Annotated in this window: 28 protein-coding genes and 1 pseudogene; 18 read left to right on the forward strand and 11 right to left on the reverse strand. The window is 66.3% G+C overall.

Going from position 1 to position 26,346, the window contains the following annotated elements; genetic code table 11:
* The 7 genes from A9W96_RS16490 to A9W96_RS16520 all read left to right on the forward strand — a co-directional run.
* On the forward strand, positions 1-998 hold a 998-nt coding region (locus A9W96_RS16490), incomplete at its 5' end, for a Dyp-type peroxidase (RefSeq protein ID WP_066862869.1).
* A 163-nt stretch (positions 999-1,161) separates the two neighbouring features.
* Positions 1,162-1,686, forward strand: a complete 525-nt coding sequence (locus A9W96_RS16495; protein ID WP_066862873.1) for an OsmC family protein — start codon at positions 1,162-1,164, stop codon at positions 1,684-1,686.
* A gap of 9 nt (positions 1,687-1,695) precedes the next feature.
* Positions 1,696-2,763 carry an acyl-CoA dehydrogenase family protein gene (locus A9W96_RS16500; protein WP_067141295.1) on the forward strand — a complete coding sequence of 356 codons (1,068 nt, stop codon included), beginning with the start codon at positions 1,696-1,698 and terminating at the stop codon, positions 2,761-2,763.
* 10 nt (positions 2,764-2,773) lie between these two features.
* Complete coding sequence (locus tag A9W96_RS16505; RefSeq protein ID WP_066862879.1) at positions 2,774-3,400, forward strand: RNA polymerase sigma factor; 627 nt, start codon at positions 2,774-2,776, stop codon at positions 3,398-3,400.
* Positions 3,397-3,666: a hypothetical protein gene (locus A9W96_RS16510; RefSeq protein ID WP_066862882.1), complete on the forward strand. Its 270-nt coding sequence runs from the start codon at positions 3,397-3,399 to the stop codon at positions 3,664-3,666. The genes A9W96_RS16505 and A9W96_RS16510 overlap by 4 nt, the downstream gene beginning before the upstream one ends.
* A complete protein-coding gene (locus A9W96_RS16515; RefSeq protein ID WP_066862885.1) occupies positions 3,663-4,577 on the forward strand; it encodes a formate/nitrite transporter family protein in 915 nt (304 codons plus the stop codon). Before A9W96_RS16510 ends, A9W96_RS16515 begins: the two co-directional genes overlap by 4 nt.
* Positions 4,578-4,677: 100 nt before the next feature.
* Positions 4,678-5,565, forward strand: a complete 888-nt coding sequence (locus A9W96_RS16520; protein ID WP_067141297.1) for a universal stress protein — start codon at positions 4,678-4,680, stop codon at positions 5,563-5,565.
* 99 nt (positions 5,566-5,664) lie between these two features.
* On the opposite strand, the gene A9W96_RS16525 is transcribed toward A9W96_RS16520, so the two are convergent.
* On the reverse strand, positions 5,665-6,531 hold the full coding sequence (locus tag A9W96_RS16525) for a pyridoxamine 5'-phosphate oxidase family protein (RefSeq protein ID WP_067022844.1): 867 nt from the start codon (positions 6,529-6,531) through the stop codon (positions 5,665-5,667).
* Between the two features lie 56 nt (positions 6,532-6,587).
* Complete coding sequence (locus tag A9W96_RS16530) at positions 6,588-7,922, reverse strand: acyltransferase (RefSeq protein WP_067141300.1); 1,335 nt, start codon at positions 7,920-7,922, stop codon at positions 6,588-6,590.
* 92 nt (positions 7,923-8,014) lie between these two features.
* Between A9W96_RS16530 and A9W96_RS16535 the strand changes: the two genes are divergently transcribed.
* Positions 8,015-8,986: an aldo/keto reductase gene (locus A9W96_RS16535; protein WP_066862894.1), complete on the forward strand. Its 972-nt coding sequence runs from the start codon at positions 8,015-8,017 to the stop codon at positions 8,984-8,986.
* Between the two features lie 35 nt (positions 8,987-9,021).
* Here the strand turns inward: A9W96_RS16535 and A9W96_RS16540 are convergent, their stop codons facing one another.
* The 3 genes from A9W96_RS16540 to A9W96_RS16550 are packed head-to-tail and all read right to left on the reverse strand — an operon-like array spanning position 9,022 to position 11,516.
* Positions 9,022-10,122: an NAD(P)-dependent oxidoreductase gene (locus tag A9W96_RS16540; protein ID WP_067022850.1), complete on the reverse strand. Its 1,101-nt coding sequence runs from the start codon at positions 10,120-10,122 to the stop codon at positions 9,022-9,024.
* Positions 10,123-10,129: 7 nt separating this feature from the next.
* Positions 10,130-10,648, reverse strand: coding sequence for a nuclear transport factor 2 family protein (locus A9W96_RS16545; RefSeq protein ID WP_067022853.1), 519 nt, complete (start codon positions 10,646-10,648; stop codon positions 10,130-10,132).
* Positions 10,649-10,688: 40 nt separating this feature from the next.
* Entirely contained in the window at positions 10,689-11,516 is an 828-nt protein-coding gene (locus tag A9W96_RS16550; protein WP_067022856.1) for an acyl-CoA thioesterase II, read from the reverse strand.
* Positions 11,517-11,644: 128 nt separating this feature from the next.
* Between A9W96_RS16550 and A9W96_RS16555 the strand changes: the two genes are divergently transcribed.
* The 5 genes from A9W96_RS16555 to A9W96_RS16575 all read left to right on the forward strand — a co-directional run bounded on the left by A9W96_RS16555 (position 11,645) and on the right by A9W96_RS16575 (position 16,136).
* On the forward strand, positions 11,645-12,034 hold the full coding sequence (locus A9W96_RS16555; RefSeq protein ID WP_066862906.1) for a DUF1801 domain-containing protein: 390 nt from the start codon (positions 11,645-11,647) through the stop codon (positions 12,032-12,034).
* Between the two features lie 80 nt (positions 12,035-12,114).
* A complete protein-coding gene (locus tag A9W96_RS16560; RefSeq protein ID WP_067141303.1) occupies positions 12,115-13,341 on the forward strand; it encodes an acyl-CoA dehydrogenase family protein in 1,227 nt (408 codons plus the stop codon).
* Between the two features lie 14 nt (positions 13,342-13,355).
* On the forward strand, positions 13,356-14,222 hold the full coding sequence (locus tag A9W96_RS16565) for a hypothetical protein (protein ID WP_066862912.1): 867 nt from the start codon (positions 13,356-13,358) through the stop codon (positions 14,220-14,222).
* A gap of 92 nt (positions 14,223-14,314) precedes the next feature.
* The gene (locus A9W96_RS16570; protein WP_066862915.1) at positions 14,315-15,238 is read left to right on the forward strand and encodes a TIGR03564 family F420-dependent LLM class oxidoreductase; all 924 of its coding nucleotides are present in this window, start codon (positions 14,315-14,317) and stop codon (positions 15,236-15,238) included.
* A 115-nt stretch (positions 15,239-15,353) separates the two neighbouring features.
* Entirely contained in the window at positions 15,354-16,136 is a 783-nt protein-coding gene (locus tag A9W96_RS16575) for an SDR family oxidoreductase (RefSeq protein WP_067141306.1), read from the forward strand.
* Here A9W96_RS16575 and A9W96_RS16580 read toward each other — a convergent pair.
* The 6 genes from A9W96_RS16580 to A9W96_RS16605 all read right to left on the reverse strand — a co-directional run bounded on the left by A9W96_RS16580 (position 16,129) and on the right by A9W96_RS16605 (position 22,912).
* The gene (locus A9W96_RS16580) at positions 16,129-19,029 is read right to left on the reverse strand and encodes an RND family transporter (protein ID WP_066862920.1); all 2,901 of its coding nucleotides are present in this window, start codon (positions 19,027-19,029) and stop codon (positions 16,129-16,131) included. The genes A9W96_RS16575 and A9W96_RS16580 overlap by 8 nt on opposite strands.
* Positions 19,026-19,460 carry an MmpS family transport accessory protein gene (locus A9W96_RS16585; protein ID WP_276310495.1) on the reverse strand — a complete coding sequence of 145 codons (435 nt, stop codon included), beginning with the start codon at positions 19,458-19,460 and terminating at the stop codon, positions 19,026-19,028. The genes A9W96_RS16580 and A9W96_RS16585 overlap by 4 nt, the downstream gene beginning before the upstream one ends.
* Before the next feature lie 301 nt (positions 19,461-19,761).
* Complete coding sequence (locus A9W96_RS16590) at positions 19,762-20,370, reverse strand: TetR family transcriptional regulator (RefSeq protein ID WP_066862930.1); 609 nt, start codon at positions 20,368-20,370, stop codon at positions 19,762-19,764.
* A gap of 200 nt (positions 20,371-20,570) precedes the next feature.
* Positions 20,571-21,497 (reverse strand): alpha/beta hydrolase, encoded by a 927-nt coding sequence (locus tag A9W96_RS16595; protein ID WP_067022871.1) that lies wholly within the window; start codon positions 21,495-21,497, stop codon positions 20,571-20,573.
* 73 nt (positions 21,498-21,570) lie between these two features.
* The gene (locus A9W96_RS16600; RefSeq protein ID WP_066862936.1) at positions 21,571-22,242 is read right to left on the reverse strand and encodes an enoyl-CoA hydratase/isomerase family protein; all 672 of its coding nucleotides are present in this window, start codon (positions 22,240-22,242) and stop codon (positions 21,571-21,573) included.
* Positions 22,243-22,282: 40 nt separating this feature from the next.
* Positions 22,283-22,912, reverse strand: coding sequence for a TetR/AcrR family transcriptional regulator (locus A9W96_RS16605; RefSeq protein ID WP_066862938.1), 630 nt, complete (start codon positions 22,910-22,912; stop codon positions 22,283-22,285).
* Positions 22,913-23,042: 130 nt separating this feature from the next.
* On the opposite strand from A9W96_RS16605, the pseudogene A9W96_RS16610 reads away from it, so the two are divergent.
* The 5 genes and pseudogenes from A9W96_RS16610 to A9W96_RS16625 all read left to right on the forward strand — a co-directional run.
* Positions 23,043-24,397 (forward strand): annotated as a pseudogene (locus tag A9W96_RS16610) (aldehyde dehydrogenase).
* A gap of 148 nt (positions 24,398-24,545) precedes the next feature.
* Positions 24,546-25,322: an isocitrate lyase/phosphoenolpyruvate mutase family protein gene (locus A9W96_RS16615; RefSeq protein WP_067141309.1), complete on the forward strand. Its 777-nt coding sequence runs from the start codon at positions 24,546-24,548 to the stop codon at positions 25,320-25,322.
* Positions 25,323-25,351: 29 nt separating this feature from the next.
* Complete coding sequence (locus A9W96_RS33345; protein ID WP_369830840.1) at positions 25,352-25,675, forward strand: methylated-DNA--[protein]-cysteine S-methyltransferase; 324 nt, start codon at positions 25,352-25,354, stop codon at positions 25,673-25,675.
* A gap of 32 nt (positions 25,676-25,707) precedes the next feature.
* Entirely contained in the window at positions 25,708-25,863 is a 156-nt protein-coding gene (locus A9W96_RS33350) for a methylated-DNA--[protein]-cysteine S-methyltransferase (protein WP_369830841.1), read from the forward strand.
* A 104-nt stretch (positions 25,864-25,967) separates the two neighbouring features.
* Positions 25,968-26,346: GTP-binding protein (locus A9W96_RS16625; protein ID WP_304441736.1), on the forward strand; the 379-nt coding region annotated here is incomplete at its 3' end.

Here is a 26,346-nt window from a genome sequence, read left to right on the forward strand (position 1 = left end):
CCGACCTGCAGACCCTCTTGGCGCGCTGGTCGGCCGCCGCCGCGATCCTGCAGCAGGGCAAGCCGGTCGGGACGGTGCAGCCCGGTGTCGACGTGCAGCCTCCCGTCGACACCGGGGAGGCCTACGGGCTGAGCCCGGCCAGCCTCACCGTCACGATCGGGCTGGGCCCGTCGCTGTTCGGTGATCGATTCGGACTGGCCGCCCGGCGACCTGCCGTGTTCACCGACCTGCCGCCGCTGAACGGCGACAACCTGGATCCGCGCCTGCACGGCGGCGACCTGTCCGTGCAGGCGTGCGCCGACGATCCCCAGGTCTGCTACCACGCGGTGCGCAACCTGGCCCGCCTCGGCCGCAACATCGTCTCGCCGTTCTGGGCGGTGCTCGGGTTCGGTCGGGCCTCCGCCGGACCCGGCCAGCACACGCCACGAAACCTGTTGGGATTCAAGGACGGAACCCGCAACATCGCCACCGACGCCGAATACGATAAGTTTGTCTGGGTCACCAACAGCGACCAGCCCTGGATGAACGGGGGGACCTACCAAGTCGTCCGCAAGATCCGGATGTTGATGGAGACGTGGGACGTCGACCGGATCGGCAATCAGCAGAGGATCTTCGGGCGCACCAAAGAAGAAGGGGCGCCGCTGAGCGGCAAGCACGAGTTCGATACACCGGACTTCGCCGCCAAGGGCGCCGACGGCAACCCGCTCATCGATCCGATGTCCCACGTCGGCCTTGCCGCCCGGGAAAACAATGACGGCATCATGATCCGCCGGCGGTCGTACAACTACACCGACGGCCTGGACGCCAACGGCCAACTCAACGCCGGTCTGCTGTTCGTCTCGTATCAAAAAGATCCCCAAGATTTTATTCGTCTGCAGAACCGCCTGGGTGCCCACGACCTGCTCAACGAATACATCCGCCACATCGGATCAGCTATCTTCGCGGTGCCGCCGGCGCCCGCTGAAGGCCACTACATCGGGCAAAACCTGTTCAGCTGAGCAAATCTCGTCGGCGACCGACGGCCCGGCCGGGTCGCCACGTTTCACCCCCGTGACGTTTCGTGTCGGACCGGTAAATCAATCGCACCCGCCGTCACGCATCGCGGCCCGGCGCGCACTAACTCCGTGAACCCGCACAATCAGCGAGAAACGGAGAAGTCACATGACCGACGCGCTCGTCATCGACGCCGAAGGCCTGGACCGGCTGTCGTGTAACGCCAAAAGCAATCCCGAGACGGGCAGGAAGACGCTCAAAGCCAAGACCGTGTGCGAAGCGGGCTTTCGCAACATGACCTACGTCCGGGACTTGGCGCCGATGCTGGTGGGCGAGCCGCCCGCGCTGCTCGGCGACGACTCGGCGCCCAATCCCTCGGAGACCGCGTTGGCCGCGCTGGGTTCGTGCGTCTCGGTGGGCCTGCTGGCCAACGCGACGCACCGCGGGGTGACGCTGACCAAGATCGAGGTCGAGATGCAAGGCGACATCGACATTTCCGCGGTGTGGGGCGTGGGGGACACCCCGGAGGGCAAGTACCTGGGGTTCAGCGCCGTCCGCTGCACGGTGAGCCTGGCCGGTGACGCCGACGAAGCCACGCTGAAAGAGATCCACGACAACGCCATCGCCTGGTCGCCGGTGGTGAACACGTTTCGCAACCCGGTCACCGTCGACTCGACTCTGATCACCGGATAAGCACGCGACATGATGACGACCACGGACACAGCGGCCGGCCAGTTGGATGTCGAGCTGCTGGAAGACATTCGGGGGCACGCCGCGGCGTTGGACCGCGGCGAGGGCCACTCCCGTCGCAGCTTCGCCGCGCTGGGGGAGGCGGGCCTGCTGGGCATTGGCGCCCCGGGCAACGTCGACGGCCAGCTTCCGGTGATGGCCGAGGTGATCCGATCGGTTTCCGGGGCCTGCATGAGCACGGGGTTCTCGTTGTGGGCGCATCGCATGACGGTCGAGTATCTGCTCACCGCCGCAACCGAATTCAGCAGTGCGGCGGTCGAGCCGCTCCTAGCGGGAGCGGTGCCGGGCGTCACCGGCATGGCCGCGGCGTTCAAGGAGGCGGCGGGCTGCGGCAGCGTGGAGTTGACCGCCACATCCGTGGCCGGCGGTTACCGGGTCTCCGGTCCGATCAGGTGGGCCAGCAACCTGTATCCCGACTCCACGATGGTGACCGCGGTGCGCACCGATACCGGCGAGAAGCTCATCGTCGCGCTGCCGCTGAACACGCCCGGGGTGAACGTGGGTGAGCATTTCGATCTGCTGGCCATGGGCAGTACCGCCTCGTCGTACCTGAACCTGGACGGCGCGCACGTTCCTGCCGGCCAGGTGCTGTCGCGCGACTTCGAGGGCTTCCTGCAGTCGGTGCGCCCGACATTCCTTGTCCTGCAATCCGCGATGTGCCTGGGCCTGACCCGGACCGCCCTGGACCAGGCTCGCCTGGGACTCGGCGGTGTCAACGCCGTGTTCAGCGACGACGTCGACCGCGTCGCGGACCAGCTGGTTACCGCCGAGGCCACCCTGGCGAAGCTGGCCGCGGCCGTCGGAGGGGCCGAGCCGCCCACCAAGAAGGAGTTGCTGTCGCTGCGCCTCGCCGCCGCCGAATTGTCCAGCGCCAGCGCCGACTTGGAGGTGCGGACCGCCGGCGGCAAAGGCTACGCGAGCCGAACACCGGCAAGCCGGCGCTATCGCGAGGCGGCGTTCATCCCCGTCCAGTCGCCGTCCGAAGGCCAGCTGCGCTGGGAACTGGCCAGATGCGTCTGAGCGCGGGTCGATGGTGACTCCGGTGGCGGTGCCGCCGGAGGGCACCGAGTCCGAATACCTGGTCGGCGGGGTTCCGCTGGCCAGCTTGGTGCGCGACTTTCACCGGCCCATGGTGAATTTCGCTCGCACCATGGTGGATTCGGCAACGGTCGCCGAAGAAGCCGTGCAGGAGGCGTGGGTACAGGTGCTGCAGTCCTCGGACTCGTTTCAGGGGCGTTCGTCGGTGAGCACCTGGTTGTTCGGGATCGTCAAACACACCGCCTCCCGGCACCGGCGCAGGGAATCGCGGATCCGCCACCACGAGGTGCTGGCCGCCGACGGCGAAGGCGACGACCCGCTGTCGGGTCGCATGCATCCCGCCGGTCACCCCGACGCCGGCCACTGGAGCCTCCCGCCGTCGCGCCGCTTTCTCCCCGAAGACCGGACCGTCGAGAGCGAACTGCTCGGCTACGTGCGGTCGGCACTGGATGCGTTGCCCGAACGCCAACGGCAGCTGGTCATCCTGCGCGACATCGTCGGAACATCAGCCGACGAGGCGGCCGCGCTTCTCGAACTGACCGCCGAGGCGCAGCGGGCACTGCTTTACCGCGCCCGGGGAAATCTCAGAGCCGAATTGGAAAAGCGGTACCAGCGATGACCGTTCATGACAACGCAGTCCCCGCCATCGATTGCGTCGACTTCGTCCGCCTCGTCGACGATCTCGTCGACTCCGACCCCCAGCAGTGGGGACCGATCGTGGCCAAACACCTCGACGAATGCCCACCGTGCCTGGTTTATCTGCAACAGATGCTCGACCTCAAGATCCTGCTCAGCCACGTCTTCGACGGCGAGCAGCTCAGCGAGGATCACATTGCCGGTGTCATCAACGCGATCAACACCTTTAGGAAAGGCGAACCCCGATGACGATCAACGCTGAAGCGCCGCAGCTTCGAAGCGATGCTGTGGTTGCGGACAACGTGACCGTGTTGCCCTCTGGCGTCCGGGCCGACGCCGTGCCCGAGGATCCGTTCGAGCCACTGTCGGTGGGCGCCATGGTGGATCGGGTCGCGGCCATGGCAGTGGAAAAAGCCGCGCATCCCTGGGCATTCCTGATGCGCTCGCTGGTGGGCGGTGTGATGGTGGCCTTCGGAGCGCTGCTGGCCCTGGTGGTGAGCACCGGCGTCAAAACACCCGGTGTGGCAAGCCTTTTGATGGGGCTGGCCTTCGGCATGTCCTTCGTCTTGATCCTGGTGTCGGGCATGTCGCTGATCACCGCGGACATGGCCGCGGGCTTTCTCGCCGTGCTCAAGCGCACGCTGAGCCTGCGCGGCTATGTCGCGTTGGTGACCGTCGGACTCATCGGCAACATCGTCGGCGCGCTGGTGTTCGTCACGGTGTGCGCCGCGGCGGGCGGGCCTTACCTCGGCGCGTTCGCCGAACGAGCGGCCACCGTCGGCACGCTGAAGGCGGGCCAGCCCTTTTGGACGGCTCTGCTGCTGGCCGTGGTGTGCACGTGGTTCCTGCAGACCTCGATGTGCATGTTCTTTAAGGCCCGCAGCGACGTCGCACGGATGGCGTTCGCGTTCTACGGGCCGTTCGCGTTCGTCATCGGCGGCACCCAGCACGTGATCGCCAATGTCGGATTCCTGGGTCTTCCCTTGCTGCTCAACCTCTTTCACCCGGTCGCGCCGCGCGGCGCGATCGGCTGGGGCTTCGGCCCGCACGGGCTGCTCACCAACATCGGGATCACCACCGTGGGTAATCTCATCGGCGGCACGGTATTCGTGGCGTTGCCGTTCTGGATCATCGCGCAGCTGCAGCGGCGCAAGGTCTAGCCGGTGACGAGAGACCTCCGGCCCGACGGTTGAGGACTAAAGCCTCACGATTAAGACGCCCCTCCTCGGATAGCGTTTGTGCAGATGGAGGGAGAACGTTATGTCCGTACCCGTCAAAGAACTCGGTATCGTCGTCGCGGTCGACGGCTCGCCGGCCTCAACCGTCGCCGCGGGCTGGGCGGCCCGGGAGGCGGCGATGCGTAACATCCCCTTGACCGTCGTGCACGCCGTGTCGACTCCCACCGCAACCTTCCCGCCGGTTCCGTACCCCGAGTCCCTCGTCACGAGCCTGGAAGACGAAGGCAAGAAGGCGATCATGCACGCGACAAAAGTCGCCGAAGACGCGATGCCGGCCGACCGCGCGGTGCCCATCGGCAGGAAACTGGTCTACGCCGCCCCGGCGCTGGCCCTGCTGAAGATGTCCGATACGGCGGAGATGATCGTCATGGGCAGCTCGGGCCGAGGCTTACTGGCCCGTGGCCTGCTGGGGTCGGTGAGCTCGACCGTGGTGCGGCACGCGAACTGTCCGGTCGCGGTCGTGCGGGACGAAGAACTGCCTGATCCGCGGAATGCCCCCGTCCTGCTGGGCACCGACGGCTCACCGGCTTCCGAACTCGCGACGGAAATCGCGTTCGACGAGGCGTCTCGTCGCGGTGTGGATCTGGTGGCCATTCACGCATGGAGCGACGCCGCGGTGGTCGACGTCTTCGAAATCGATTGGCCGGCCGTCGAAGGCGAAGCGGAACGCACCCTTGCCGAGAGCCTGGCGGGCTGGCAAGAACGCTATCCCGATGTGACGGTTCACCGACTCATCGCTCAAGACCGGGCCGCGCGGCACCTCATTGACAAGTCAGAGACCGCACAGCTTGTGGTCGTCGGCAGCCACGGGCGGGGCAGCCTGAGCGGGCTGCTGTTGGGTTCGGTCAGCAACGCCGTCCTGCACGCGGTCCGGGTGCCCGTCATCGTCGCCCGACCGTCCGCCGCATAAACCGTCGCCTCCGTCGCCCGACAGCGCATCTGGCGGTGCCTAGGTGTTGCGATCCGACGACCGGTCAAGTTGTGGCACAAACCATGTCACGGGCGTCATTTACCGATTCGCCAGACCGGCCACCGTTGCCACGGCGCGGACCGAGAAGGCGACATTCCTTCCCACGGCACCGTCGTCACCGGCCGCGCCGGGAGTGGTCCACCGCACCCGTGCGGTCCCGCTGACATGCAGAGCGGCGCCGGTGTCGAAATCGAGGAACAGCAAGGCGGCTTCGTCGTCGACAGCCAGATTGCCGTAGCTGTTGAACATATTGTTTCCCGGGAAATCCGGCCACCACAGCCGGTTCGGGGAGTCGATTCGGACGAATCCGGGTGGGCCGCCTCGGTGTGACGCATCGCTGCCGCGGGTGGGATGGGTGGTGCCCAGGAAGAACGTGTCGGACCTTGCAATCATTGCTTGATCCGCGGGACCGAGAAGCGTTGCGCGGCGGGGGTGTTTCGAAGGGGTAGCCAGACCGGCCACGTCGATCGCGCGGCGGTGAATGTATTTGGGGCAATTGCCATACGACTGGTCGATGCGCAGGGTCATGCTGGCGTGGTCGGCACCGACAAGTTCGCCGTTTATTCGTAGCCTGCGGCGGGTGGCAAAGTCGATGGCGATCAGCCCGACTTGTTGACCGGCCCGGATCTCGTGCAGGGGATCGCCGTCGCGGGGAGCGGACGACACATGCAAGACACCTGCTTGCCCGCGGAGAAATCCCGGTGGCGCGGCCAGCGGCGAGACCCAGAGGACGCCGTCGTGGTCGCGTCCGGTCAGCGCGGCGAACCCCTGCGACGCCAGGAAGCGTGCGGCGCCGTCAGACAGATCCGACGAGTCAAGCATGCTCTCGAGCCGCCCGGCCTCGGCTTCGACACCCGCTCGGCGCTGCGTCGCGAGTTCGCCCTCGTGGAATCCCGTCGCGGCCATATCCGTCGTAACAACGGCACCGGGGCAAAGCTTCCTGGCGGTACGGGCGCCCTCGGTCAGGCCTTGCGGTCCCGCTCCACGTCTCGCACATGGGGCGCGGACCGGGTTGGGGGTCGCAATGCCGCCAGCAGTGCTCCGGCGCCGAAGATCGCCGCGGTCAGCCACGGAAAGTGTCCGTCGGGGGCGAAGCCCGCGGCGGCGATCAGGGACAGGGCGTAGGCCGCCGCCGCGGCGCCGGCCAGCATCACCGGCTCGGTCCAGCGTTCGGTGAGCGGTACCCCGAGCAGCGGTAAGGGAGCCGCGAAAAGCCTTCGGGCCCACCACAACAGCATCATCTCGACCGCCGTGACGACGCTCAAGATGACCACCCATTCCAGCCGGGCCAGCCACCAGTGCGCGCTACCCTCGGGCGGCTGCGGCAAGAGTCCGGCCGGATAGCTGACGATCGCCACGATCACAACGGGGATCATGTGCCACAGGTAAAGCGCCATGATGTTGTTGTTGGCGACGGACAGGACGCGCTCGACACGCATGGTGCGCAGCGCACGGTTCAGCGCGGGCGTCAGTGCCATCGCAAGCCCCGTTTGGGCGCAGCCGAACGCCAACAGCGCCACGGTCGGAGGCGTCGTGTTGTCGATGGTCTGCCCGGGGACACCGATCATGCTGACCGGATAAACCCTGCGCCACACCAGCAACGCCAGGGCCACCGACGAGACGGCCGCCAGCAGAGCGGGTCTGCGGCCAGCCAATGACCCGCCGTGCCAAGCGATCCCGAGCTGATACAGGGCGCCCCAGCCCAACAGGTAGTTCACCCAATTCAGGTACGGCACATGGCCGGCGAGCCGGGCGACATCCACCGCCGCGACTGCCAAGACGAGTGCGGCCGGTACCAGCAGGCCCCAACGATGTTGTGCGGCAATGGCAATCGGCGTCAGCGACACGACAACCAGGTACACAGCCAGGAACCACAGGTGCATGGCCACCGCCCAGCCGGCGTACTCGAGCACCGAGCCCGCCACGCCGCAGAAACCCAGGGCAACGACCACCACCGACACCAGCGCCATGTACACCGCGGTCGGTCCGAGGACTCGCGCCAGCCGGTGCTGTATCCAGGTCCGCCGCGAAAGTCCCTCAGCGTCATGGCGGTGCGTCCAGGACACGGCGCCGGCATAACCGGCAACCAGGAAGAATGCCGGGACGGCCTGGAAGGGCCAGGTCAGCCACTGGGTCCAGGGCAGGTCGACGAGCGGGTTCTGCCGGCCGAACTGGCCATCGTGATAGGTGACCGACCCGGCCAGCCAGTGTCCCAGCACGATGAGCACCACGCCGGACACGCGGTAGTAGTCGACCGCCAGATTGCGCGGCGGCCGCGTCGTGTTTGCGTGGCCCATCAGATCGGGGGAAGCTCGACGCGGTACACAGCGCCACGGTACCGTCCGGCCCCCAGCGGGGTCTGGCGCAGCCGCAGAACAGGAGACATCCCATGAAACAGGCTCAACTCGGCGGGTTGCAGGTCGGTCGCCTCGGCCTGGGTGCGATGGGCATGTCGGTGGCCTACGCGGTCGGCGGATTCGACGATGCGGAATCGGTCCGCACCGTGCATCGCGCCATCGACCTTGGTGTGACGCTGATCGACACGGCCGAGGTCTACGGCCCGTACGTCAACGAGGAACTGCTAGCCCGCGCGCTGCGGGGACGGCGCGATCAGGTGGTGCTGGCAACCAAATTCGGTCTGATCTCGCACACCGGTCGCGAGGGCCTGGACAGCAGCCCCGCCAACATCCGTATCGCCGTGGACGGTTCGCTGCGACGGTTGGCGACCGATCGCATCGACCTGTACTACCAGCACCGCCTCGACCGCCAGACGCCGATCGAAGAGACCGTCGGCGCGCTGGCCGAGCTGGTCGCCGCCGGGAAGGTCCGCCACATCGGCCTGTCGGAAGTCGGGGTGGATAACATTCGTCGCGCGCACGCGGTGCACCCGATCACGGCGGTGCAGTCGGAGTACTCGCTGTGGACCCGCGATCAAGAGGACGAGATCTTGCCGGTGCTGCGCGAATTGGGCATCGGGTTCGTCGCCTACTCGCCCCTGGGCCGTGGCTTTCTCACCGGCGCAATCCGTTCCACGCACGAGCTGCCCGAGACCGACTACCGCAAGACCAACCCGCGGTTCTTCGACGAAAACTTTCAGCACAACCTGCGCTGCGCCGACGAGGTGCGCGATATCAGCGCGGACGTCGGCGCCACGCCGGCTCAGGTCGCCTTAGCATGGTTGTTGGCGAAAGGCCCTGATATCGTGCCCATTCCGGGCACCAAGCGGGTTACGCGTCTGGAAGAGAATGTCGGCGCCGACGCGATCGAGCTCACCGCCGATCAACTGGCCAGGCTCGATCGGCTCACCCCGCCCGCAGGGGGCCATCACGCCGAGGCGCAAATGGCGTGGATCGATCGCTAGCGGCGCCCCGTAGCCGCCGCCCGGTGCGCGTCGCGTTAGTCGACGCTGGCCAATGCCGCTGGGCCGTAGGTTTTTTCGATCAGTGACCACGGGTCGGCGTAGGGGCCGCGTCCCTCCAGCCGGCGCTGCACAATCAAAACGGCCCGCAGCACCGGGCGTAGCACCGGGCCAAGCAGTCGCAGCACGATCCGCAGGTGGCCCTGCGATTCGGCCAGCCACGCCAGTGTCTGGTTCCAGTCGTGCTCTTGAAAGTCCAGCAGCGCTTGCGCTTCGGTGGTGTCGTACCAGCCGGTGAAGCTCCAGCCGCGGTCGTCGGCCGGGTCGCCCGGCAGGCCGGCCGAGGGGCCGAGCGGTCCCAGGCCGGCCGCGCGCATCAGGTCGTCCTGGAGGCCGTGCTGGAGCAGCACATACGTTTCGTTGCCGCCGATGAGCAGGGCCTTGCCGGAGATGGAGTCCTTGCGGTCGACGCCGTTGGCGAATGCCAGCGCCACGTCACGCGCATCCACCGCATGAATCCGGTTGTCGCTGGGCATCGAACGCATCAGGGTGAGGTAGTCGCCGTTGATGCCGGCCTGCGTGTCCGGCGAGATGACGCCGGCAAGTCGGTAGAGCGCATACGGCAGGCCGCTGCCACGGATCGCCGCCTCGGCAAGGACTTTGTCCTGCCCGTATTGGTCGACGGGGTTCACCGGCGTGTCCGGCGTGATCCGCTCCGGCTGACGGTAGGGGTTGCGAGATCCATACACCGCGGCGCTGGACGCCATGAGGAACAGCGGCGGGCGTGGGAGCGCGGCGCAGGCGTTCAACAGGTTCTCGGTGCCACCGACATTGACGCGGCGGGCCAATCCGGGATTGCGGTAGGACGGCGGGGACACGATAGCGGCCAGGTGAACGACGGCGCCGGGCTCATGAGTCGCGAGGAGAGCGTTGACGGCCTCGGCATCCAGCAGGTCGGTGTACGCGGGTATCAACGTCCCCGGGTGCGCGCCGGCCGCGAGTTCTTTTTCGACGGCGACCGTGTTGTCGTTGCGCAGATCCATCGCGACCACGGTTCGGCCGCGATCGAGCAGGATTTGCGTGCAACGCTTACCGACTTGCCCGAAGGCGCCGGTGACCAAAACGGTGTCGACGGTCATGGGCGCGTCACCGATCCATCAGCCGTTCGGCGAGCTTGCCGATCGCCGTGCGGAGTCGAGGGGAGACGTAGATCGAGAAGAACGGCGTCACGATGTCCTCGCGGAGTCGAGTTAGCTTGGAGCTCTTGATAAGCCACTGGCCGGCGATGATCTCATAGGTTTCGTGGTAGTGGCCGTAGCCGACCAAGGTTACCCCGGGCCCGAATCGGACGACGTCCTGCAGCGCCCAGATTCCACGTGCGGTCGTGGCCGAGGTGAGCTCGATTTCGGGGGTGTGCACCTGGTGAGCCGTGGGCTGTGTCGGGCGGCCGAGGGCCCGGCGGGTGAACGCCACGAACTCGTCGGCGCCCGCGATCAGCTTGCCACCGGCTTCGGAGGTGTCGCTGACGAAGTCGTCGGCGAAAATCGTCCGCCACGCCGCCCAGTCCTTGGTGTCCAGGTAGCGGCAGTAGCGCGCTTTGAGCTGCTTGATGGACTCGATCGCCGGCAGCGTCTCGGCGATCAGGCCCTGCGCGCGCTCTGTCATAGCCGCTCGATCCCTTCCACAAGTGCCGACGCGTGACGTTTCACTGCCGAAGTGTAAGCCCGTCAGCCTTGAAGTAGACGATCTGATGGGTGGTCGCCAGCAGCCCGCCGTCGGCGGTCCACACGTGCGCGCTCTGGTCGAAATATCCGCGTGAAAAACGGTTGGCGTGAGCGGTGGCCAGCAGGAAGTCGCCCTTGACGGCGTCGAGTTGGGGCTGATCGGCGTGGAAATACGTCGTCAACGAGATGGTCCCGGACGGGACGAAGCCGCCGCGGCGCAGGAACACCCGCGGGTAGAAGATGTCGCACAGCGCGGCGAGCGCCGGGTAGTCGACCGGGCGTCCCGCGCCGTCGCGCACCCACAGGGTCGAGGTCGACGAGGGGCTGGCGTCCCCGCCTTTGCCGGGCATCGCGCCTTCGACGTAGCGCATGTCGTAGAGGCCGGTCCATCGGACGAGGCCCGGATCGACGGCGGGTAACTGTTCGGGTGGCGGCACGCTCGGCGGGCGGCTCTCGGTGTCGGCCCAACTCTCTCGCCGGATCGCGAAGATCGCGGTCGCGGTCGTCTTGACCACGCCGTCCTGGCTCAGCTCGACGATCCAGTGCTGATTGGTGCGGTTGGTGCGCGGGGCCCGCAGCGCGAGGTCGAAGTCGCCGTCGGCGATGGGAGCGGCGTAGTTGACGGTCAGGGCCAGCGGTTCCCCGATGCGGTCGGGGTGTGTTTCGACCGCGCGCAGCATGGCGGCGGCCGTGATCCCGCCGAACGGCCCGACCATGTTGGCCCACTCCGGGTGCGTGCGGCCGCGCCGGAGGTCGGCCCCGATCCGGTCGAGCTGGAGGGCTTCGTCGAAGGGGTGCGTGTCGGTCATAGTGATCGACCGCAGATTACTTGCGCACAAAGCTGGTGCTGGATACGGGGTCGTGCCGGGTGGGCCGGGCGAGCACCATCCGTTGAGGTACGGTCCGGGAAGCGACAACCTCATCGAAAGGGGCCACGGTGGCGAACCCGAAGGACGGCGCCGCAGCCGCATCTCCCGCCGAGCTGATCGACGCCAGGATCAAGGATTTGGGGGATTGGCGCGGCGAAATGCTCGCTCGCATCAGGAAACTGATCAAAAAAGCCGACCCGCAAGTGGTCGAGGAGTGGAAGTGGCGGGGCGTTCCGGTCTGGTATCACGACGGGATGATCTGCACCGGCGAGACGTACAAGAACGTCGTCAAGATGACCTTCGCCAAGGGCGCGTCGCTGCCGGATCCCGCGGGTCTGTTCAATTCCAGCCTCGACGGCAACACCAGACGCGCCATCGATTTCCACGAGGGCGACGAGCTCGACGAGAAGGCGTTGACGGCGCTCATTCGCGCCGCGGTGAAGCTGAACGGTTCGTAGGACGCCGACCTATACAGCCGTGTGACGGTTGCTGTACAGTCGCCCAGCACAAGGTCGACGCTCGAATGAGAGGCCATCCGGTGACGTCCGAATCGGTCGAGGAATTCCGGAGCCGGGCCAGGGCCTGGCTGGCCGCGAACATGCCCCGACTCGATCCGGCCAAGGCCGCACAGCTGGAGCGAGATGAGCTGCCATCGTGGCGCCGGGCCCGAGAACTGCAAAAGCTGCTGTGGGACGGCGGATTCGCCGGGATCTGTTTCCCGCGCGAGTATGGCGGGCTCGGGCTGAGCTACGAGTACAAGAAGGCGTTCGACGCCGAATCCCAGGCCTACGAGACTCCGCTGCTGCTCAACGTGCCGTCCTTCGCCATCTGCTGCGCAACGATTCTCGATATGGGCAGCGAAGAGCAGAAGCGTCAGCACATTTCGGCCGCCCTGCGCGGTGACGAGGTGCTGGTGCAGCTGCTGTCCGAGCCGAGCGGGGGATCCGACCTGGCGGGCGTCATCACCCGCGCCGAGCGCCGCAACGACCGGTGGATCATCAACGGCGCCAAGACCTGGAGCACTTGGGCCTTCGCCGCCGACTACGGCCTGTGCCTGGCACGGACCAACTGGGAGGTTCCCAAACACGACGGACTGACGATGTTCCTGGTGCCGCTGCAGCATCCCGGAGTCACCATCAACCGCATCCGGCAGGTCAACGGCTCCATCGAATTCTGCGAGGAGTTCTTCGACGACGTCGACGTGGGCGACGACGCTGTGGTCGGAGAACCGGGCAAAGGGTGGGACGTCGCGTCGCGCCAGCTGTACCACGAGCGGCGCACGATGGGTGATGGCTCGGAGTACACCAGTGGGCCGGGAATCGCCGAGGCCCACGACGTCTCCGTCGACCTGGTCTCCCTGCTCGAAAAGACGGCCCAGGCCGGCAATCAACGACTTCAGGAGATGATCGGCCGGGCCCTGGTGCACCGGGCCGTGCACGGCCAACTCAGCGAGCACGTCTTTCACGCCGTCGCCGGCGGATCCCTGCCGCCGGCCGCGGGATCGATCATCCGGCTCTACATGGCCGAGGTGCATGACGTCGAGACCGATACCGCCTTGGCCGTCGCCGGCTCGGCGGCCGTGGTCGACGACGCCGGGCTGCTCGATATCGGGACGCGCTATCTGGGCCGTCAGACCGCCAGCATCGGCGGCGGTACCACCGAGATGGCGCGCAACGTGATCGGCGAGCGGGTGCTGAACTTCCCGCGCGAGCGCGCCGACGACCGCGGTGTGCCGTTCAATCAGGTGCGGCGCGGCAAAAGCTAGGGAGGAGAACGGAATTGAGCGGCCAACTTCGTGACATCCGGGAGTTGATGGGTGATTCCGACGCCTACCGCGAGGAACTGTACCGGCGTTGGACGGGCCTGCTGAGCTACCGCTACATCGGTCGCAAACACTCGGCGATGAATTTGGGCGAGACCGATGACACCGTCGCCATTCGCCGCGACATGCGCAACGACGCCGGCGGAATCATGGTGGCGCCGTTGGCCATATCCTCCCCGGAGGGCTGCCAGACCGACATGGTCGCGGTTCCCAATCCGGTGATTGCGTCGGTACAGATCGTCGACCCCGGATACGACGTCACCAGGATCGAGATCGTCGGCTCGGGCATCGTGCACCAGGGCCGCACCATGGGTTACGGCCGCTGCACGATCGTCGACGCCGACAACCCCAGCCGGGTCATCGCCTTCAACGAGGGGCAGGGAGCGATCATCGGCATCCCGCCGGAAGGCCTGGACCGGATGGATGTTTCGGGCACCGAGCTGGTGGTCGAGGACTCACCCGATCTACCGCCGCTGTGGCAGGCCTTCGGCGCCAGCCGGCGCCAAGACGGCCACTGGATACTGCCCGAGCTCAGTACCGAACTCGCGTCGCCGGACGCCGCGCTGCACATCGGGCCCCAGCACGTCGTTCTCGAGACCGCGGCGATCGACCTCGCCGCGGAGGTGGCGGGAACGACAAAGCTGCAGGTGGTCAGCTGGCACGTGATGTTCATGTCCCGCGGCAAGGTGGGGCCCTTCCGGGTCGAGGGCACGGCACACCCCGGTGGATCCGGACGCGTCGGCGTGCGCATGCTGCTGCACGATGAGGGCAACGCCGACAAGGCGGTCACCTCCGCCGCGGCGGTTTTCGACATCGTCGGCTGAGCCGGGTTCGGCGCCCCTGGCCCCAGAGCTGGTTGCGAACGCCCGGGCGGATGGCGATAACCTTCCCGGAGACGCGAAGGAGCGTGTTGATCATGCAGGTTTCTATGTTCGGCCAACTGAGCGGATCGGGCGACCAATCGCCGATCGACGCGACGATCGCGAACCTCGCGATGCTGCGCGACGAGGGCTTCAAACGCGTGTGGATGAGCCAATTGCCTTATGAGCCAGACCTTCTCACCGTCGTGGCTATCGCGTTGCACGAGGTCGACACGATCGAGGTGGCCAGCGGTGTGGTGCCGATTCAGAATCTGCATCCGATGCTCATGGCGCAGCGCGCCCTCACGCTGAGCTTGGCCTCGGGTGGCCGGTTCACGCTCGGGCTCGGCATGACCCATCAGGCGGTCACCGAGGGGATGTGGGGCATCCCGTGGGACAAGCCGGTGCGCAGGCTGAACGAATACCTCGACGGCCTGTTGCCCCTGCTGGCCGGTGAACCCGCCGCCTCGGCCGGAGAAACGGTGACCACCCGCGGCGCGCTGATGATCTCGGGCGCACCCCGGCCCGACGTGTACATCGCGGCGCTGGGCCCGCAGCTGCTCAAGATCGCCGGGCGGCGCACGGCGGGCACCTGCACCTGGATGACGGGGCCCAGGACGTTGGCCGAGCATGTCGGCCCGACGCTGCGGCAGGCGGCCGCGGATGCGGGGCGCGAGGGGGAGGCGCGGGTCGCGGCGTCGCTACCCGTCAGCGTCACCGACGATGTCGACGCCGCCCGCAAGCAGGCGGCCGAACAGTTCGCCATCTACGGCCAGCTGCCGTCCTACCGCGCGATGCTCGACCGCGAGGGCTACGCGGGGCCGGAGGATGCCGCCATCATCGGCGACGAGGATACGGTCCGCGGCCGGCTCGACGAACTGCGTGCCGCGGGTGTCGACGAGTACGTCGCCGCGGCATTCGATCCGTCGCCGGAGGGCCGGGCACGCACGCGGGCGCTGCTGCGGGGGTACGACTCCTGACCCGACGGGCTCATCCGGCCTAGTTGTGGTGTGTCCGCGCCGTTTTGGCTATGGCCATACATAGCCTCCGGTACGTATGGTGCTTAGGCGAACCCACACGAGGAGGAGAAACGCAGTGGCAGAACGGTTGGCGGGAAAGGTCGCCCTGATCAGCGGCGGGGCCCGGGGGATGGGCGCATCGCACGTGCGGTCGCTGGTCGCCGAGGGAGCCAAGGTCGTCTTCGGGGACATCCTCGACGACGAGGGCAAGGCGGTCGCGTCCGAGGTCGGTGACTCCGCCCGCTACCTGCACCTCGATGTGACCAAGCCCGAGGATTGGGACGCGGCGGTGGCCACCGCGCTGAACGAGTTCGGCCGCCTCGATGTGCTGGTCAACAACGCGGGCATCATCAACATCGGCACCCTGGAGGATTACGCGCTCTCGGAGTGGCAGCGGATCCTCGACATCAATCTGACGGGCGTGTTCCTCGGCATCCGCGCCGTCGTGAAACACATGAAGGAAGCGGGCCGCGGATCGATCATCAACATCTCCTCGATCGAAGGCATGGCCGGCACCATCGCCTGCCACGGTTACACCGCAACCAAATTCGCCGTGCGGGGCTTGACCAAGTCGGCGGCACTCGAGTTGGGTCCGAGCGGAATCCGGGTCAACTCAATCCATCCCGGACTCATCAAGACCCCAATGACCGATTGGGTTCCCGACGACATCTTCCAGACCGCGCTGGGCCGGGCGGCCCAGCCCGTCGAGGTCTCCAACCTCGTGGTCTATTTGGCCAGCGACGAGTCCAGCTACTCCACGGGCTCGGAGTTCGTCGTGGACGGCGGGACCACCGCCGGCCTGGGCCACAAGGACTTCTCCAACGTCGAGACCGACGCTCAGCCGGATTGGGTCACCTAGCGGCGGTAACCAATTCGGCGTCCTTGGCCGGCTTGGGCCAGGGCGATGGAACCGGGCGCTGGCGCACCCGTTGCGGCCACCAGAACCACTTGCCCAGCAGCGCGGCGATGGACGGTGTCATCAACGACCGCACGATCAAGGTGTCGAAGAGCAGACCCAGCCCGATCGTGGTGCCGACCTGGCCGATGACCGTCAGCTCGCTGACCGCCATGGTCATCATCGTGAAGGCGAACACCAGCCCCGCCGACGTCACCACCGAACCGGTGCCGCCCATCGACCGGATGATGCCGGTGTTCAGGCCGGCGTGAATCTCTTCCTTGAACCTCGCCACCAGCAGCAGGTTGTAGTCGGCGCCCACGGCCAGCAGGATGATTACCGACATCGCCAGCACCATCCAGTGCAGCTCGATGCCGACGAGGTGCTGCCAGATGAGCACTGAAAGCCCGAAGGACGCGCCGAGCGAGAGCAAGACGGTTCCCACGATGACCGCCGACGCCACCACCCCCCGTGTGATGAGCAACATGATGATGAAGATCAGGCACAGCGAAGCGATCCCGGCGATCAACAGGTCGTAGGTATTGCCGTCGCTGAGATCCTTATAGATCGACGCGGTGCCCGCGAGGTAGATCTTGGAGCCCTCCAGCGGAGTGCCCTTCAGTGCTTCGTAGGCTGCCTTCTTGATCGCCCCGATGTGCGAAATGCCTTCCGGTGACATCGGATCGCCGTCATGGCTGATGATGAACCGCACGGCGTGCCCGTCGGGGGAGATGAAGTTCTTCATGCCCTTCTTGAACTCTTTGTTATTGAAGGTCTCCGGGGGCAGGTAGAACGAGTCGTCGTTCTTCGAGGCGTCGAACGCCTTGCCCATGGCACTGGAGTTCTTCTGCGCCTCTTTCTGCTGGTCCTGTAGCCCCTTCTGGGTCGAATACATGGTCAGCATCGTCGTTTTCATCGCCCTCATGTTCTCGAGCATGGAAGGCATCAGCGCCACCATCTGAGGCATCAGGGTGTCGAGATGATCCATGATCGGCAGCAGGCTCTGGATGTCGTCGGTCATCGTGTCGATGCCGTCCAGGCCGTCGAAGACCGAGCGAAGCGACCAGCAGACGGGGATGTCATAGCAGTGCTTTTCCCAGTAGAGGTAGCTGCGGATCGGGCGGAAGAAGTCCTCGAAATCGGCCATGTGGTCGCGCAATTCATTGATGTCGATGGTCATGTCATGCATCTTTTTCACCATCACATGCATGTCGTTGGCCATCTGCGCGGTGATGCTCGACATCTTCTCCATGCTGTCGATGGTCGTCTGCATCATGTCGGCCTGGTGCAGCATGTCGGCCATCTGATCTTCTTGATACTTCTGGTTCATCTGCTGGCTGACGCCCTGCATGCTGATCTGGAAAGGAATCGATGTGTGCTCGATCGGCGTGCCCTGCGGACGGGTGATCGCCTGCACGCGCCCGATCCCCGGGACCCGGAAGATGGTCTTGGCGATCTTGTCGATCACCAGGAAATCCGCCGAGTTGCGCAGGTCGTGGTCACTTTCGATCATCAGCACCTCGGGATTCATCCGCGCCTGCGAGAAGTGCCGGTCCGCGGCCGCATAGCCCTCGTTGGCTGGCAGGTCCGTCGGTAAGTATTTGCGGTCGTTGTAGTTGGTGCGGTAGCCCGGCAGGGTCAGCAAGCCCACCAGCGCGACCCCGATCGTCAGCACCAGGATCGGACCGGGCCAGCGGACGACCAGCGCGCCGATCTTGCGCCATCCGCGAATCCGTTGCGTGCGTTTGGGTTCGAGGGTCTTGCCGAAACGCGTGGCCACCGCGATGACGGCCGCACCGAGCGTCAGGGCCGCTGCGACCACGACCACCATGCCGATGGCTAGCGGAATGCCCAGCGTCTGGAAATACGGCAGGTTGGTGAAGTGCAGGCAGAATGTAGCGCCGGCGATGGTCAAGCCAGACCCGAGCACCACGTGGGCGGTGCCCTTATACATGGTGTAATACGCCTCTTCGCGGGTCTCGCCGATGGCGCGGGCTTCCTGATAGCGGCCTATCAAGAAGATCGCGTAGTCGGTGGCGGCCGCGATCCCCAAGGTGACCAACAAGTTCGTGGCGAACGTGGAGAGCCCGATGAGCTTGAAATGGCCCAGGAACGCGACCATTCCGCGCGCGGCCGACAGCTCGAGCACCACCATCACCAGCGTGAGCAAAACGGTGACGACCGATCGATAGACCAACAGCAACATGCCGATGATCACGGTGAACGTGGCGGCCGTGATCAGCTGCATGCTGCGGTCGCCGGCCTCGTGCTGGTCCGCTGACAGTGCTGCGGGTCCCGTCACGTAGGCCTTCACCCCTTTGGGTGGGGGCACGCTCTTGACGATGTTTTGGACGGATTCCACCGACTCGTTGGCCAAGGCCTCGCCTTGGTTACCGGCGAGGTAGACCTGGACGTAGGCGGCCTTGCCGTCGTTGCTCTGCGCGCCCGCTCCGGTCAGTGGATCGCTCCACATATCCTGGACGTGTTCAACGTGTTTCGTGTCGGCGTCGAGCTTCTTGACGATCAAGTCGTAGTAGGCGTGCGCATCCGCCCCCAAGGGATTCTGGCCCTCGAGGACGATCATGACCGAGCTGTTTGACTTGTACTCGTTGAACACCGCGCCCATGCGCTTGGTCGCGACCACCGACTGCGCGTCGTCGGGGGCCATCGACACCGAGCGCATCTTGCCGACCTCCTCCAGCTGGGGGACGGAGACGTTGAGCACCGCGATGATCGCGATCCAGCCCAAGATGATCGGCACGGCGAGCGTCCGGATGAGCCGGGGGATCTTGTCTCGCACGGGTTCGTCGACGACGGGAATGGTGTCGGTACGGGCGTCGTTTAGCGTTGTGCTCATGCGGATTTCACCATGCAAAAGGTCAGGGCGTGCACGCCGTGGGTAAGGTTCTCGTCCTTGACTTCGTCATCGATGGTGATGCGGCAACCGAGGGAGTTGCCGTCGCTTTGCGCTGACAGGTTCGGAAAGACCGAGGGCGCGGTGGTGCTCAAGACCAGCGTCCATGGCAGCGGCGCGCCGTCGACGCGCCTGGGGTCGGCGGACAGGTCCAAGTAGTTCACGTTGGCCTGGCTGGCCGAGCCGAATACCTCGTACTTGACTACCTTGGGTTTGAACGGCTTCGAGTCATCGAGTCGCGGGCTGGTCATGATGCCCGTGTCGTGCGCGCCGAAGAACGACTTGACCCGAACGACGGCAAACCCGCCGACCAGCACGACCGCCACGATCAACAGCGGCAACCAGGCGTTGCGCACAAGTCTCGATATCTGCACCTAGGTGACCCTTCCCCGGCACGCGGTGGTGACGTGGATCAGCGTTTGCGCGACCGGAGGTCGTGGGCAGGTGAGTGCCCACAAGTCGCATTGCTCAACAACGAATTACGTCGATTGCTACGGTTCGCGCGCGCTGGAGCGTCAAACGCGGTGAATGCTGCCCACCCACACCGGTTGACGTCCACGGCGTCGATACCCGGCTCGCCTTGTTGCTGAAGCCTCCCCGCGTACCGCCACCAGCGCATAGTACATGATGTGCATATCTTGCAGTGCATGCAACATTTGCTACTGGTGTTTCAAATCACTCCGTGAAGATGCTGTTCACCAGGGCGGCGGCCCGCTCAACATAGGGCATCGGCGTGTCGGCGGTTTCATTTGCCTCGCCGCTGGCCCACTTTTCGATACCGGACCGTACCGCGGTCAGCGCCAGCGCCGAAATCAGCGCAGCCATCTCGTCGTCGGGTTGCATCGCCTGGCGACGCACGATGATGTCGGTCAGCTGGTTTTGAAAACGCTCCAGGTCGGCGAGGAACGCCGCCAGCACGGCGGGGGAGGTCTTGGCGAGTTCGAGCATGTGGGCCGCGTGCTCGCGCCGCGGGGGCACGTCGCGCAGGTGGTGGGCGGCCAAGGTGATCAGCTCCGCCAGCACGACCGAGTAGGGGGCGGGGCCGGCGGCGACGAAATCTGCCACCAACTCCGGCGGTATGTCCGAGGGGCCATAGGCGAGGGCGGATTCTTTGTTGGGGAAGTAGTTGAAAAAGGTGCGGGTGGCGATTCCGGCTTCGGCGCAGATCTCGTCGACGGTGACCTTGTCGAATCCGCGTTCCAACGTGAGGCGCACCGCGGCGTCGCGGATGTCGGCGCTCGTCTGGCGACGACGGCGCTCTCGCAGCCCTACGGGATTGGCCATACTCATATAGTTGCACCTTGTGCACACTTTGCAGTCAAAAGGTGTCACGTCGGGGCCGGGTGGTCCGGTGCTTGGTGCCCGCAGCAAAGGTCGACTTATCAACCCTGCGGCCTGGGCCGAGACGTCACCCGGCACGTAAAACCCTGACCTGCAACATGATTCGATGAGCTGTTGCGGACGATGCGACCAAGCGATGGCGCTTATCCACTCGGCGTAAGCGCGCCCCGCAAATAATCGCATTGACTGTCGAAGAACCTCGTCGAGATGGGTGCCTTCTCGGCGAGTTGATCGAACGCATGAAACGCGCCCGGAACGATCTCCTCCTGCACCCGCACTCCCGCCTCGCGCAGGCGCCGCGCGTATTCCAGGCTTTCCTGATAGAAGAGGTCCAGCGTGCCCACACCGATCCAGGCGGGCGGCAGCCCGGACAGATCCTTGCGACGAGCCGGTGCGGCCTCTTCGGGATCGGCCCCGTTGAGGTACCACTTCCAGGCCAGTTGATTGTCGGATTCGGTCCACATGATGCGCCGGGCGCCGTCGCGTTTGGCGCCGGTGCGATCGTCGAGCATCGGGTAGACCAGCATCTGGAAGGCGACTCGGACATCATTGCGGTCGTGCGCCCGCTGAGCCACCGCGGCCGCAAAATGCCCACCGGCGCTGGCCCCTCCGATGGCGACGTGATCCGCGTCCACCCATGGCTGACGGGCCAGCCACAGCAGCGCCGCATAGCAATCTTCGACCGGGATCGGGTAGGGATGTTCCGGGGCCAGCCGGTGCTCCACCGCCGCGATCGCGAATCCGGTGCGCTGCGAGAGCTTACGCAGGTATTTATCGTCCTGGGCCGCGTGACCCATGATGGTGCCGCCGCCGTGGATCCACAGCAGCGCGGCCGCACGGTCGGGAAGGCCGGCCGGACGATGCAGACGAACGCTCACGTGCTGGTTGACCGCGGCGACGGGCACGGCGCGCAGGCGTCCCGCATTGCCCATCAGGTTCATGACGGCGCGCTGAACCTTCAGGCCGCGGTGCAGGGCGTAGCCGCGGGGCACGAACCGCGCCACCTTGCGAAGGCCGGGGTCCAGGACGTGAGGGGAGGTGAAGTCGTTGTCCGGGAGCCTGTTTGCCATCCAAAGCCCTCTGTTTCCTTGCGCCGGCAGACATCGCTGACCATACAGGAACGCGTGCGGTGTCCAGCAGCCGTTAATGCGAACCGTCTTGGTCATCGGTGAGCGCGCGCACCGCGCGGTCGAACATGGTCTGCTTTATCGCCCCCAGCGTGCCGGGGTCCTTGCCCTGCAGCGGTCGCAGCACGTCGAGGGCCGCGTCGGTGACCGCGCCGTCGGCGCAGCTGGCGTCGACGATGCCGAATTCCTCCGCATCGGGGCCACTGAAGCGTCGGCCGGTGGTCATCGAGGCGACCGCGGCGCGAGGAGTGAGTTTGGCCTGGATGAGCGCGGCCATGCCGGGGTTGAACGGGATGCGGATGTCGACCTCGGGAAAACAGAAGTATCCGCGGTCGGCGCGCATCACGCGAAAGTCATGCGCGATGGCCAGCATTGCGCCGGCGCCGAACGCGTGACCCACCACGGCGGCCGCGGTCGGCAGGGGCAGGGTGAGCATGCGTGCCAGCAGCCGGTGCACCCGGCCGATGTACCACTGTCCCTGGTCGGCGTGGGCGCTCAGCCAGTCCAGGTCCAGGCCGTTGGAGTAGAACTTTGCACCGGCCGTGGTGACCAGTGCCTGGGCGCCGTCTGCGACGGCCTGGTCGAGCGCTTGATCGATCTCGTCCAGAAATGTTGGCGAGAAACGGTTTTCGTCCTCGCCGAGGCGAACGATGGCGATTTTGTCGGCGTAGTCCAATGTCACGGGCATGTGTGTCTCCTTGAGTTGCGTTGATATCTCGGAAGTTCGGTCATGCGCGCCGGTGTCGCGGCGGAGAAGGCCCCACCGCGAGCACCGCGCGCACGGCTGCGTGTAGCTGCGCGCGGGTCGTGGTGCTCCCAAGCCGGTCGCGGCGCAACAGCAGCGCGGTGGGCAGATCGACGACGCAACTGGTTATCGTGTCCACCGCCGCCGCGTCCTTGCGGTCCCACACCGCGACGGCAAGGCGCACCAGCAACGCCACGAGCAGCTTGTCGAGCTGCCGCAGCTCACCGGCAACATCGTCGGGAACATCGTCGGCGAGCACATCCTCGCGGCGCACCCGCAACACGAGCGTCGACGAGCCGGGGTACTGCTCGGCGAACACCACCGCCGCTTCGGCGGCGGCCACCACGGCATCGATGGGGCCACCGGGGCCGTCACCGGCCATCGCTTGGTCGACGAGCGACGTCTGCACCGCCAAGAAGCGCCGACCCGCCCGCAGCCAAGCGTGGCCCATCAATCCGCCCCGAGACGTAAACGTATGGTACACAGCGCCATTGGACACACCCACCGCGTCACTGATGGCTCGGATGGTCACCGCGGTCGGGCCTGACCGCGCCACCAGCTCTTCGACGGCGTCGAGCACCCCGTCGGGATCATGGATGCGGGGGCGTGGCATTCGCCCACAATAACAGAGCGAGTGCTCTGTTACTCGCGCCGGGGCGCTCCCGGCCCCGGGTGCAGGCTACGTATCGGGCCGGGCCGGTTTGTCGGGCGCGGATCGGGTATCCACTGGCGTGGCCTCAACCATGACGAAGATCATCAGCGTTCTGGACCCCCGGACCGGCGACACCGCCACGCAGGTCCCCGTCACCGGGCCGGCCGAGTGCGATGAGGCAATTCGGCGCGCCGCCGACGCCGCCGACTCCTGGGCCCGCACTTCGCCCGCCGGACGGGCGGGGGCGATCGCGGCGGCGGCGGCCGATGTTCGCGACGCCGCTGATGAGCTGGCCGAACTCACCGAGCGGGAGACGGGAAAGTCGCGCGCCGACGCGCGTGGGGGCGTAGACGCCGGAGTCGACACCCTGTTGCAATACGCGCAGCTCGGGCCGTTGCACCGCGGGCGCAGTCTGCAGGGTGGATGGACGGCCACTGATCTCATGGTTCCGCAGCCTCGCGGAGTGGTGGCCGTGTTGACCCCATGGAACGATCCGATCGCAGTGGCCGCCGGCCTTCTCGGCGCGGCCCTGGTCACGGGAAACACGGTGGTGCACAAGCCAAGTGAGCGTTGCCCCCAGACAGGTAGGCGCTTCGCCGAGCTTCTGGCCGCGCGGCTACCCGAAGGCGTCTTGCAGATAGTCAATGGCGACGGCACGGTCGGCGCCCACCTGGCCGCCGCCGAGCTGGTCGACGTGGTCGCGCACGTCGGCGGCAGTGTGACTGGGCGAGAGATTGCACGGGCATGTGCGCAACGCGGCGCCAAGGCGCTGCTGGAGAACGGCGGCAACGATGCGTTGATCGTCGACGCGGACGTGGATCCGGTGTGGGCGGCCAGCCAGGCCGCACTTGGCGCCTTCGCCAACGCGGGACAGATCTGCGTGTCCGTCGAGCGGATTTACGTCGTGCAACCCATCGCCGACGCGTTCGTCAACGCGTTGATCGACGAGGCCACCTCCTGGGCCGAGCGGATCGGGCCCTTGGTCGACGAACGTCACCGCGACCACGTCCATGCCCACGTCGAAGACGCTAGGCAACGCGGCGCACATGTGGTGGTCGGCGGTGAACCGGATCTCGAGCCGGGCTCGTTCTATCCGCCGACCGTGCTGACCGGCTGCACATCCGACATGGCGGTCATGCGCGAGGAGACGTTTGGTCCGATTGCGCCGGTGCGCGTCGTGACCGATTTCGGTGCCGCGTTGGCTGAAGCGGCCGATGATCGGTACGACTGGCCGCCACCGTGTTGACCGCCGACATGGCCCATGCGCAGGAGGCGTGGCGCGCCCTTCCGGTGGGCACCGTCAAGATCAACGCCGTGTTCGGCGGTGCCCCGGGCGGGGCCTCGCAACCGCGGCGCGCCAGCGGAACCGGATTCGGTTTCGGGCCTGAACTTCTCGACGAGATGACCGCCGTGAAGGTGGTGCATTGGTCGGCGCCGGGCAGCTGACCCGGCTCGTACGCGAAAGACGATCGCGCCGATTAGCGGCTCCCGAAATAATTCATTCGGACCTCACATCCGTCGGCTGTGCAACGTCTACTCAGTGACCGGTGAGTCGATACCTGGCCGAAGTGAGGACAGCATCCGGAGGCAAGCCATGAGTTTTCACGATCTTCATCGCCACGGCACACCTTTTGTGCTGCCGAACGCCTGGGACGTTCCGTCGGCATTGGCCTACCTGGCGGACGGCTTCACCGCTATCGGAACCACCAGTTTTGGGTTGTCTTCCACTCGCGGTCACGCCGACGGGGGGCGCGCCACCCGCGAGGCCAACGTCGCTCTGGCCGCCGAGCTGGCGTCGCTGGGCTGTTACGTCAGCGTCGACATCGAAGACGGCTACAGCGATGACCCGGATGCCGTTGCCGACTACGTCGCCCGACTGCCGGTCGACGGACTCAACATCGAAGACAGCACCGAGGGACGGCTGATCGACCCCGCCCTCGCGGCCGCAAAAGTGGCGGCCATCAAACGCCGCAGCCCCGCGGTGTTCGTCAATGCCCGCGTCGACACGTACTGGCTAGGCCAACAGGCCGACACGGCAACCACCATCGAGCGGGCGCTTCTCTACGTCGAGGCCGGCGCCGACGGCATTTTCGTCCCGCTGGCCAACGACCGCGCCGAGCTTGCCGAAATCGTTCGTAATATCCCGCGTCCCATCAACACACTGCCGGTTCCCGCAATGACGCTCGGCGAGCTCGGCGAGCTCGGGGTGGCGCGTGTGTCCACCGGTTCGATGCCCTACAGTGCGGCGCTGTTTGCCGCCGCCACGGCGGCCCGAGCCGTCCGTGACGGAGGCGCCTTGCCGCCGTCCACGCCCTACGCCGAGCTGCAGTCACGGCTGGTCGACTACGAGCGGCGTTCGGCGACAAGGTGATTGGTTCGCAATCTGAGGAGGTTGAGCAGATGCCGATACGGCACGCGGTGATCGACAGCGCGCTGGGTGAGCTGACACTCGTCGCCAGCGGCGACGCTCTGGCGGGCGTGTATTTCCGGCATCACTGGCATCCGCCCACCGCCGACACACTGGGTCTACGGGTGGAGGCGGCGGCTGATGAACTTCTAGCCAGCGCGGCCGACCAGCTGGGTGAATACCTGGTTGGCGAGCGCACGCAGTTTGATCTTCCGCTGGCGGTGGTGGGTGATGTCCGGCGGCAACGCGTGTGGGATCTGCTGTCGGGCGTCGCCTACGGGCAGACGAAAACCTACGTGAGCTGGCCGCGGAGCTAGGTGATGGCACCACCGCGTACGAAGTCGGCCAGGTGGTCGGGCGCAACCCGCTCAGCATCGTGGTGCCGTGCCATCGGATCGTCGGGAAGGACGGATCCCTCACCGGCTATGCGGGCGGGCTGAAGCGCAAGCGGTTCCTGCTGGAGCTCGAAGAGCCGGAACCCGTGGTCGCCGGCAGGCTTTTCTAGCGCGATCGATAGATTGCGCTGCGCGACACCACAACCGGACGCAGACGGTGAATGTTGCGGCGGTTAGCATCGACTGTCCGGACTCGATGTGGAGGGTGAGACCTTTGGCTGCGATACCCGTCATCGCGCTCACTGGTCACCTCGGAGCGGGCAAGACGACGCTGCTCAACCACCTGCTGCGCCACCGAGGCACGCGAATCGGAGTGGTGGTCAACGACTTCGGTGATATCAACATCGACGCCGGTCTGGTGGCCGGTCAGGTCGACGAGCCGGCCTCGATCGCCGGAGGCTGTATCTGCTGCTTACCCGACGGCGGCGGGCTCGATGAGGCACTGATCAAGCTCGCCGACCCCGCCCGGCGCCTCGATGCCATTGTCATCGAAGCCAGCGGCGTGGCCGACCCGGTGGCGATCGCGCGGCTCATCGGCTTCAGCGGGATACGCGGGGTCCGGCCGGGTGGGCTTGTCGACGTCGTCGATGCCG

The sequence above is a fragment of the Mycobacterium sp. 1245852.3 genome (genome assembly GCF_001669335.1).
In the GTDB taxonomy this organism is placed as follows: domain Bacteria; phylum Actinomycetota; class Actinomycetes; order Mycobacteriales; family Mycobacteriaceae; genus Mycobacterium; species Mycobacterium europaeum_A.

Bases quoted from the DNA above. Each gene is read 5' to 3' on its own strand.
- A9W96_RS16605 (WP_066862938.1), bottom strand. From the start codon at position 22,912: ATGCCACGCCCCCGCATCCATGATCCCGACGGGGTGCTCGACGCCGTC.
- A9W96_RS16510 (WP_066862882.1), top strand. From the start codon at position 3,397: ATGACCGTTCATGACAACGCAGTCCCCGCCATCGATTGCGTCGACTTC.
- A9W96_RS16580 (WP_066862920.1), bottom strand. From the start codon at position 19,029: ATGAGCACAACGCTAAACGACGCCCGTACCGACACCATTCCCGTCGTC.
- A9W96_RS16505 (WP_066862879.1), top strand. From the start codon at position 2,774: ATGGTGACTCCGGTGGCGGTGCCGCCGGAGGGCACCGAGTCCGAATAC.
- A9W96_RS16595 (WP_067022871.1), bottom strand. From the start codon at position 21,497: ATGGCAAACAGGCTCCCGGACAACGACTTCACCTCCCCTCACGTCCTG.
- A9W96_RS16590 (WP_066862930.1), bottom strand. From the start codon at position 20,370: ATGGCCAATCCCGTAGGGCTGCGAGAGCGCCGTCGTCGCCAGACGAGC.
- A9W96_RS16530 (WP_067141300.1), bottom strand. From the start codon at position 7,922: ATGGGCCACGCAAACACGACGCGGCCGCCGCGCAATCTGGCGGTCGAC.
- A9W96_RS16540 (WP_067022850.1), bottom strand. From the start codon at position 10,122: ATGACCGTCGACACCGTTTTGGTCACCGGCGCCTTCGGGCAAGTCGGT.
- A9W96_RS16615 (WP_067141309.1), top strand. From the start codon at position 24,546: ATGAGTTTTCACGATCTTCATCGCCACGGCACACCTTTTGTGCTGCCG.
- A9W96_RS16545 (WP_067022853.1), bottom strand. From the start codon at position 10,648: ATGACAGAGCGCGCGCAGGGCCTGATCGCCGAGACGCTGCCGGCGATC.
- A9W96_RS16600 (WP_066862936.1), bottom strand. From the start codon at position 22,242: ATGCCCGTGACATTGGACTACGCCGACAAAATCGCCATCGTTCGCCTC.
- A9W96_RS16500 (WP_067141295.1), top strand. From the start codon at position 1,696: ATGATGACGACCACGGACACAGCGGCCGGCCAGTTGGATGTCGAGCTG.
- A9W96_RS16495 (WP_066862873.1), top strand. From the start codon at position 1,162: ATGACCGACGCGCTCGTCATCGACGCCGAAGGCCTGGACCGGCTGTCG.
- A9W96_RS33345 (WP_369830840.1), top strand. From the start codon at position 25,352: ATGCCGATACGGCACGCGGTGATCGACAGCGCGCTGGGTGAGCTGACA.
- A9W96_RS16525 (WP_067022844.1), bottom strand. From the start codon at position 6,531: ATGGCCGCGACGGGATTCCACGAGGGCGAACTCGCGACGCAGCGCCGA.
- A9W96_RS16520 (WP_067141297.1), top strand. From the start codon at position 4,678: ATGTCCGTACCCGTCAAAGAACTCGGTATCGTCGTCGCGGTCGACGGC.
- A9W96_RS16550 (WP_067022856.1), bottom strand. From the start codon at position 11,516: ATGACCGACACGCACCCCTTCGACGAAGCCCTCCAGCTCGACCGGATC.
- A9W96_RS16535 (WP_066862894.1), top strand. From the start codon at position 8,015: ATGAAACAGGCTCAACTCGGCGGGTTGCAGGTCGGTCGCCTCGGCCTG.
- A9W96_RS16570 (WP_066862915.1), top strand. From the start codon at position 14,315: ATGCAGGTTTCTATGTTCGGCCAACTGAGCGGATCGGGCGACCAATCG.
- A9W96_RS16515 (WP_066862885.1), top strand. From the start codon at position 3,663: ATGACGATCAACGCTGAAGCGCCGCAGCTTCGAAGCGATGCTGTGGTT.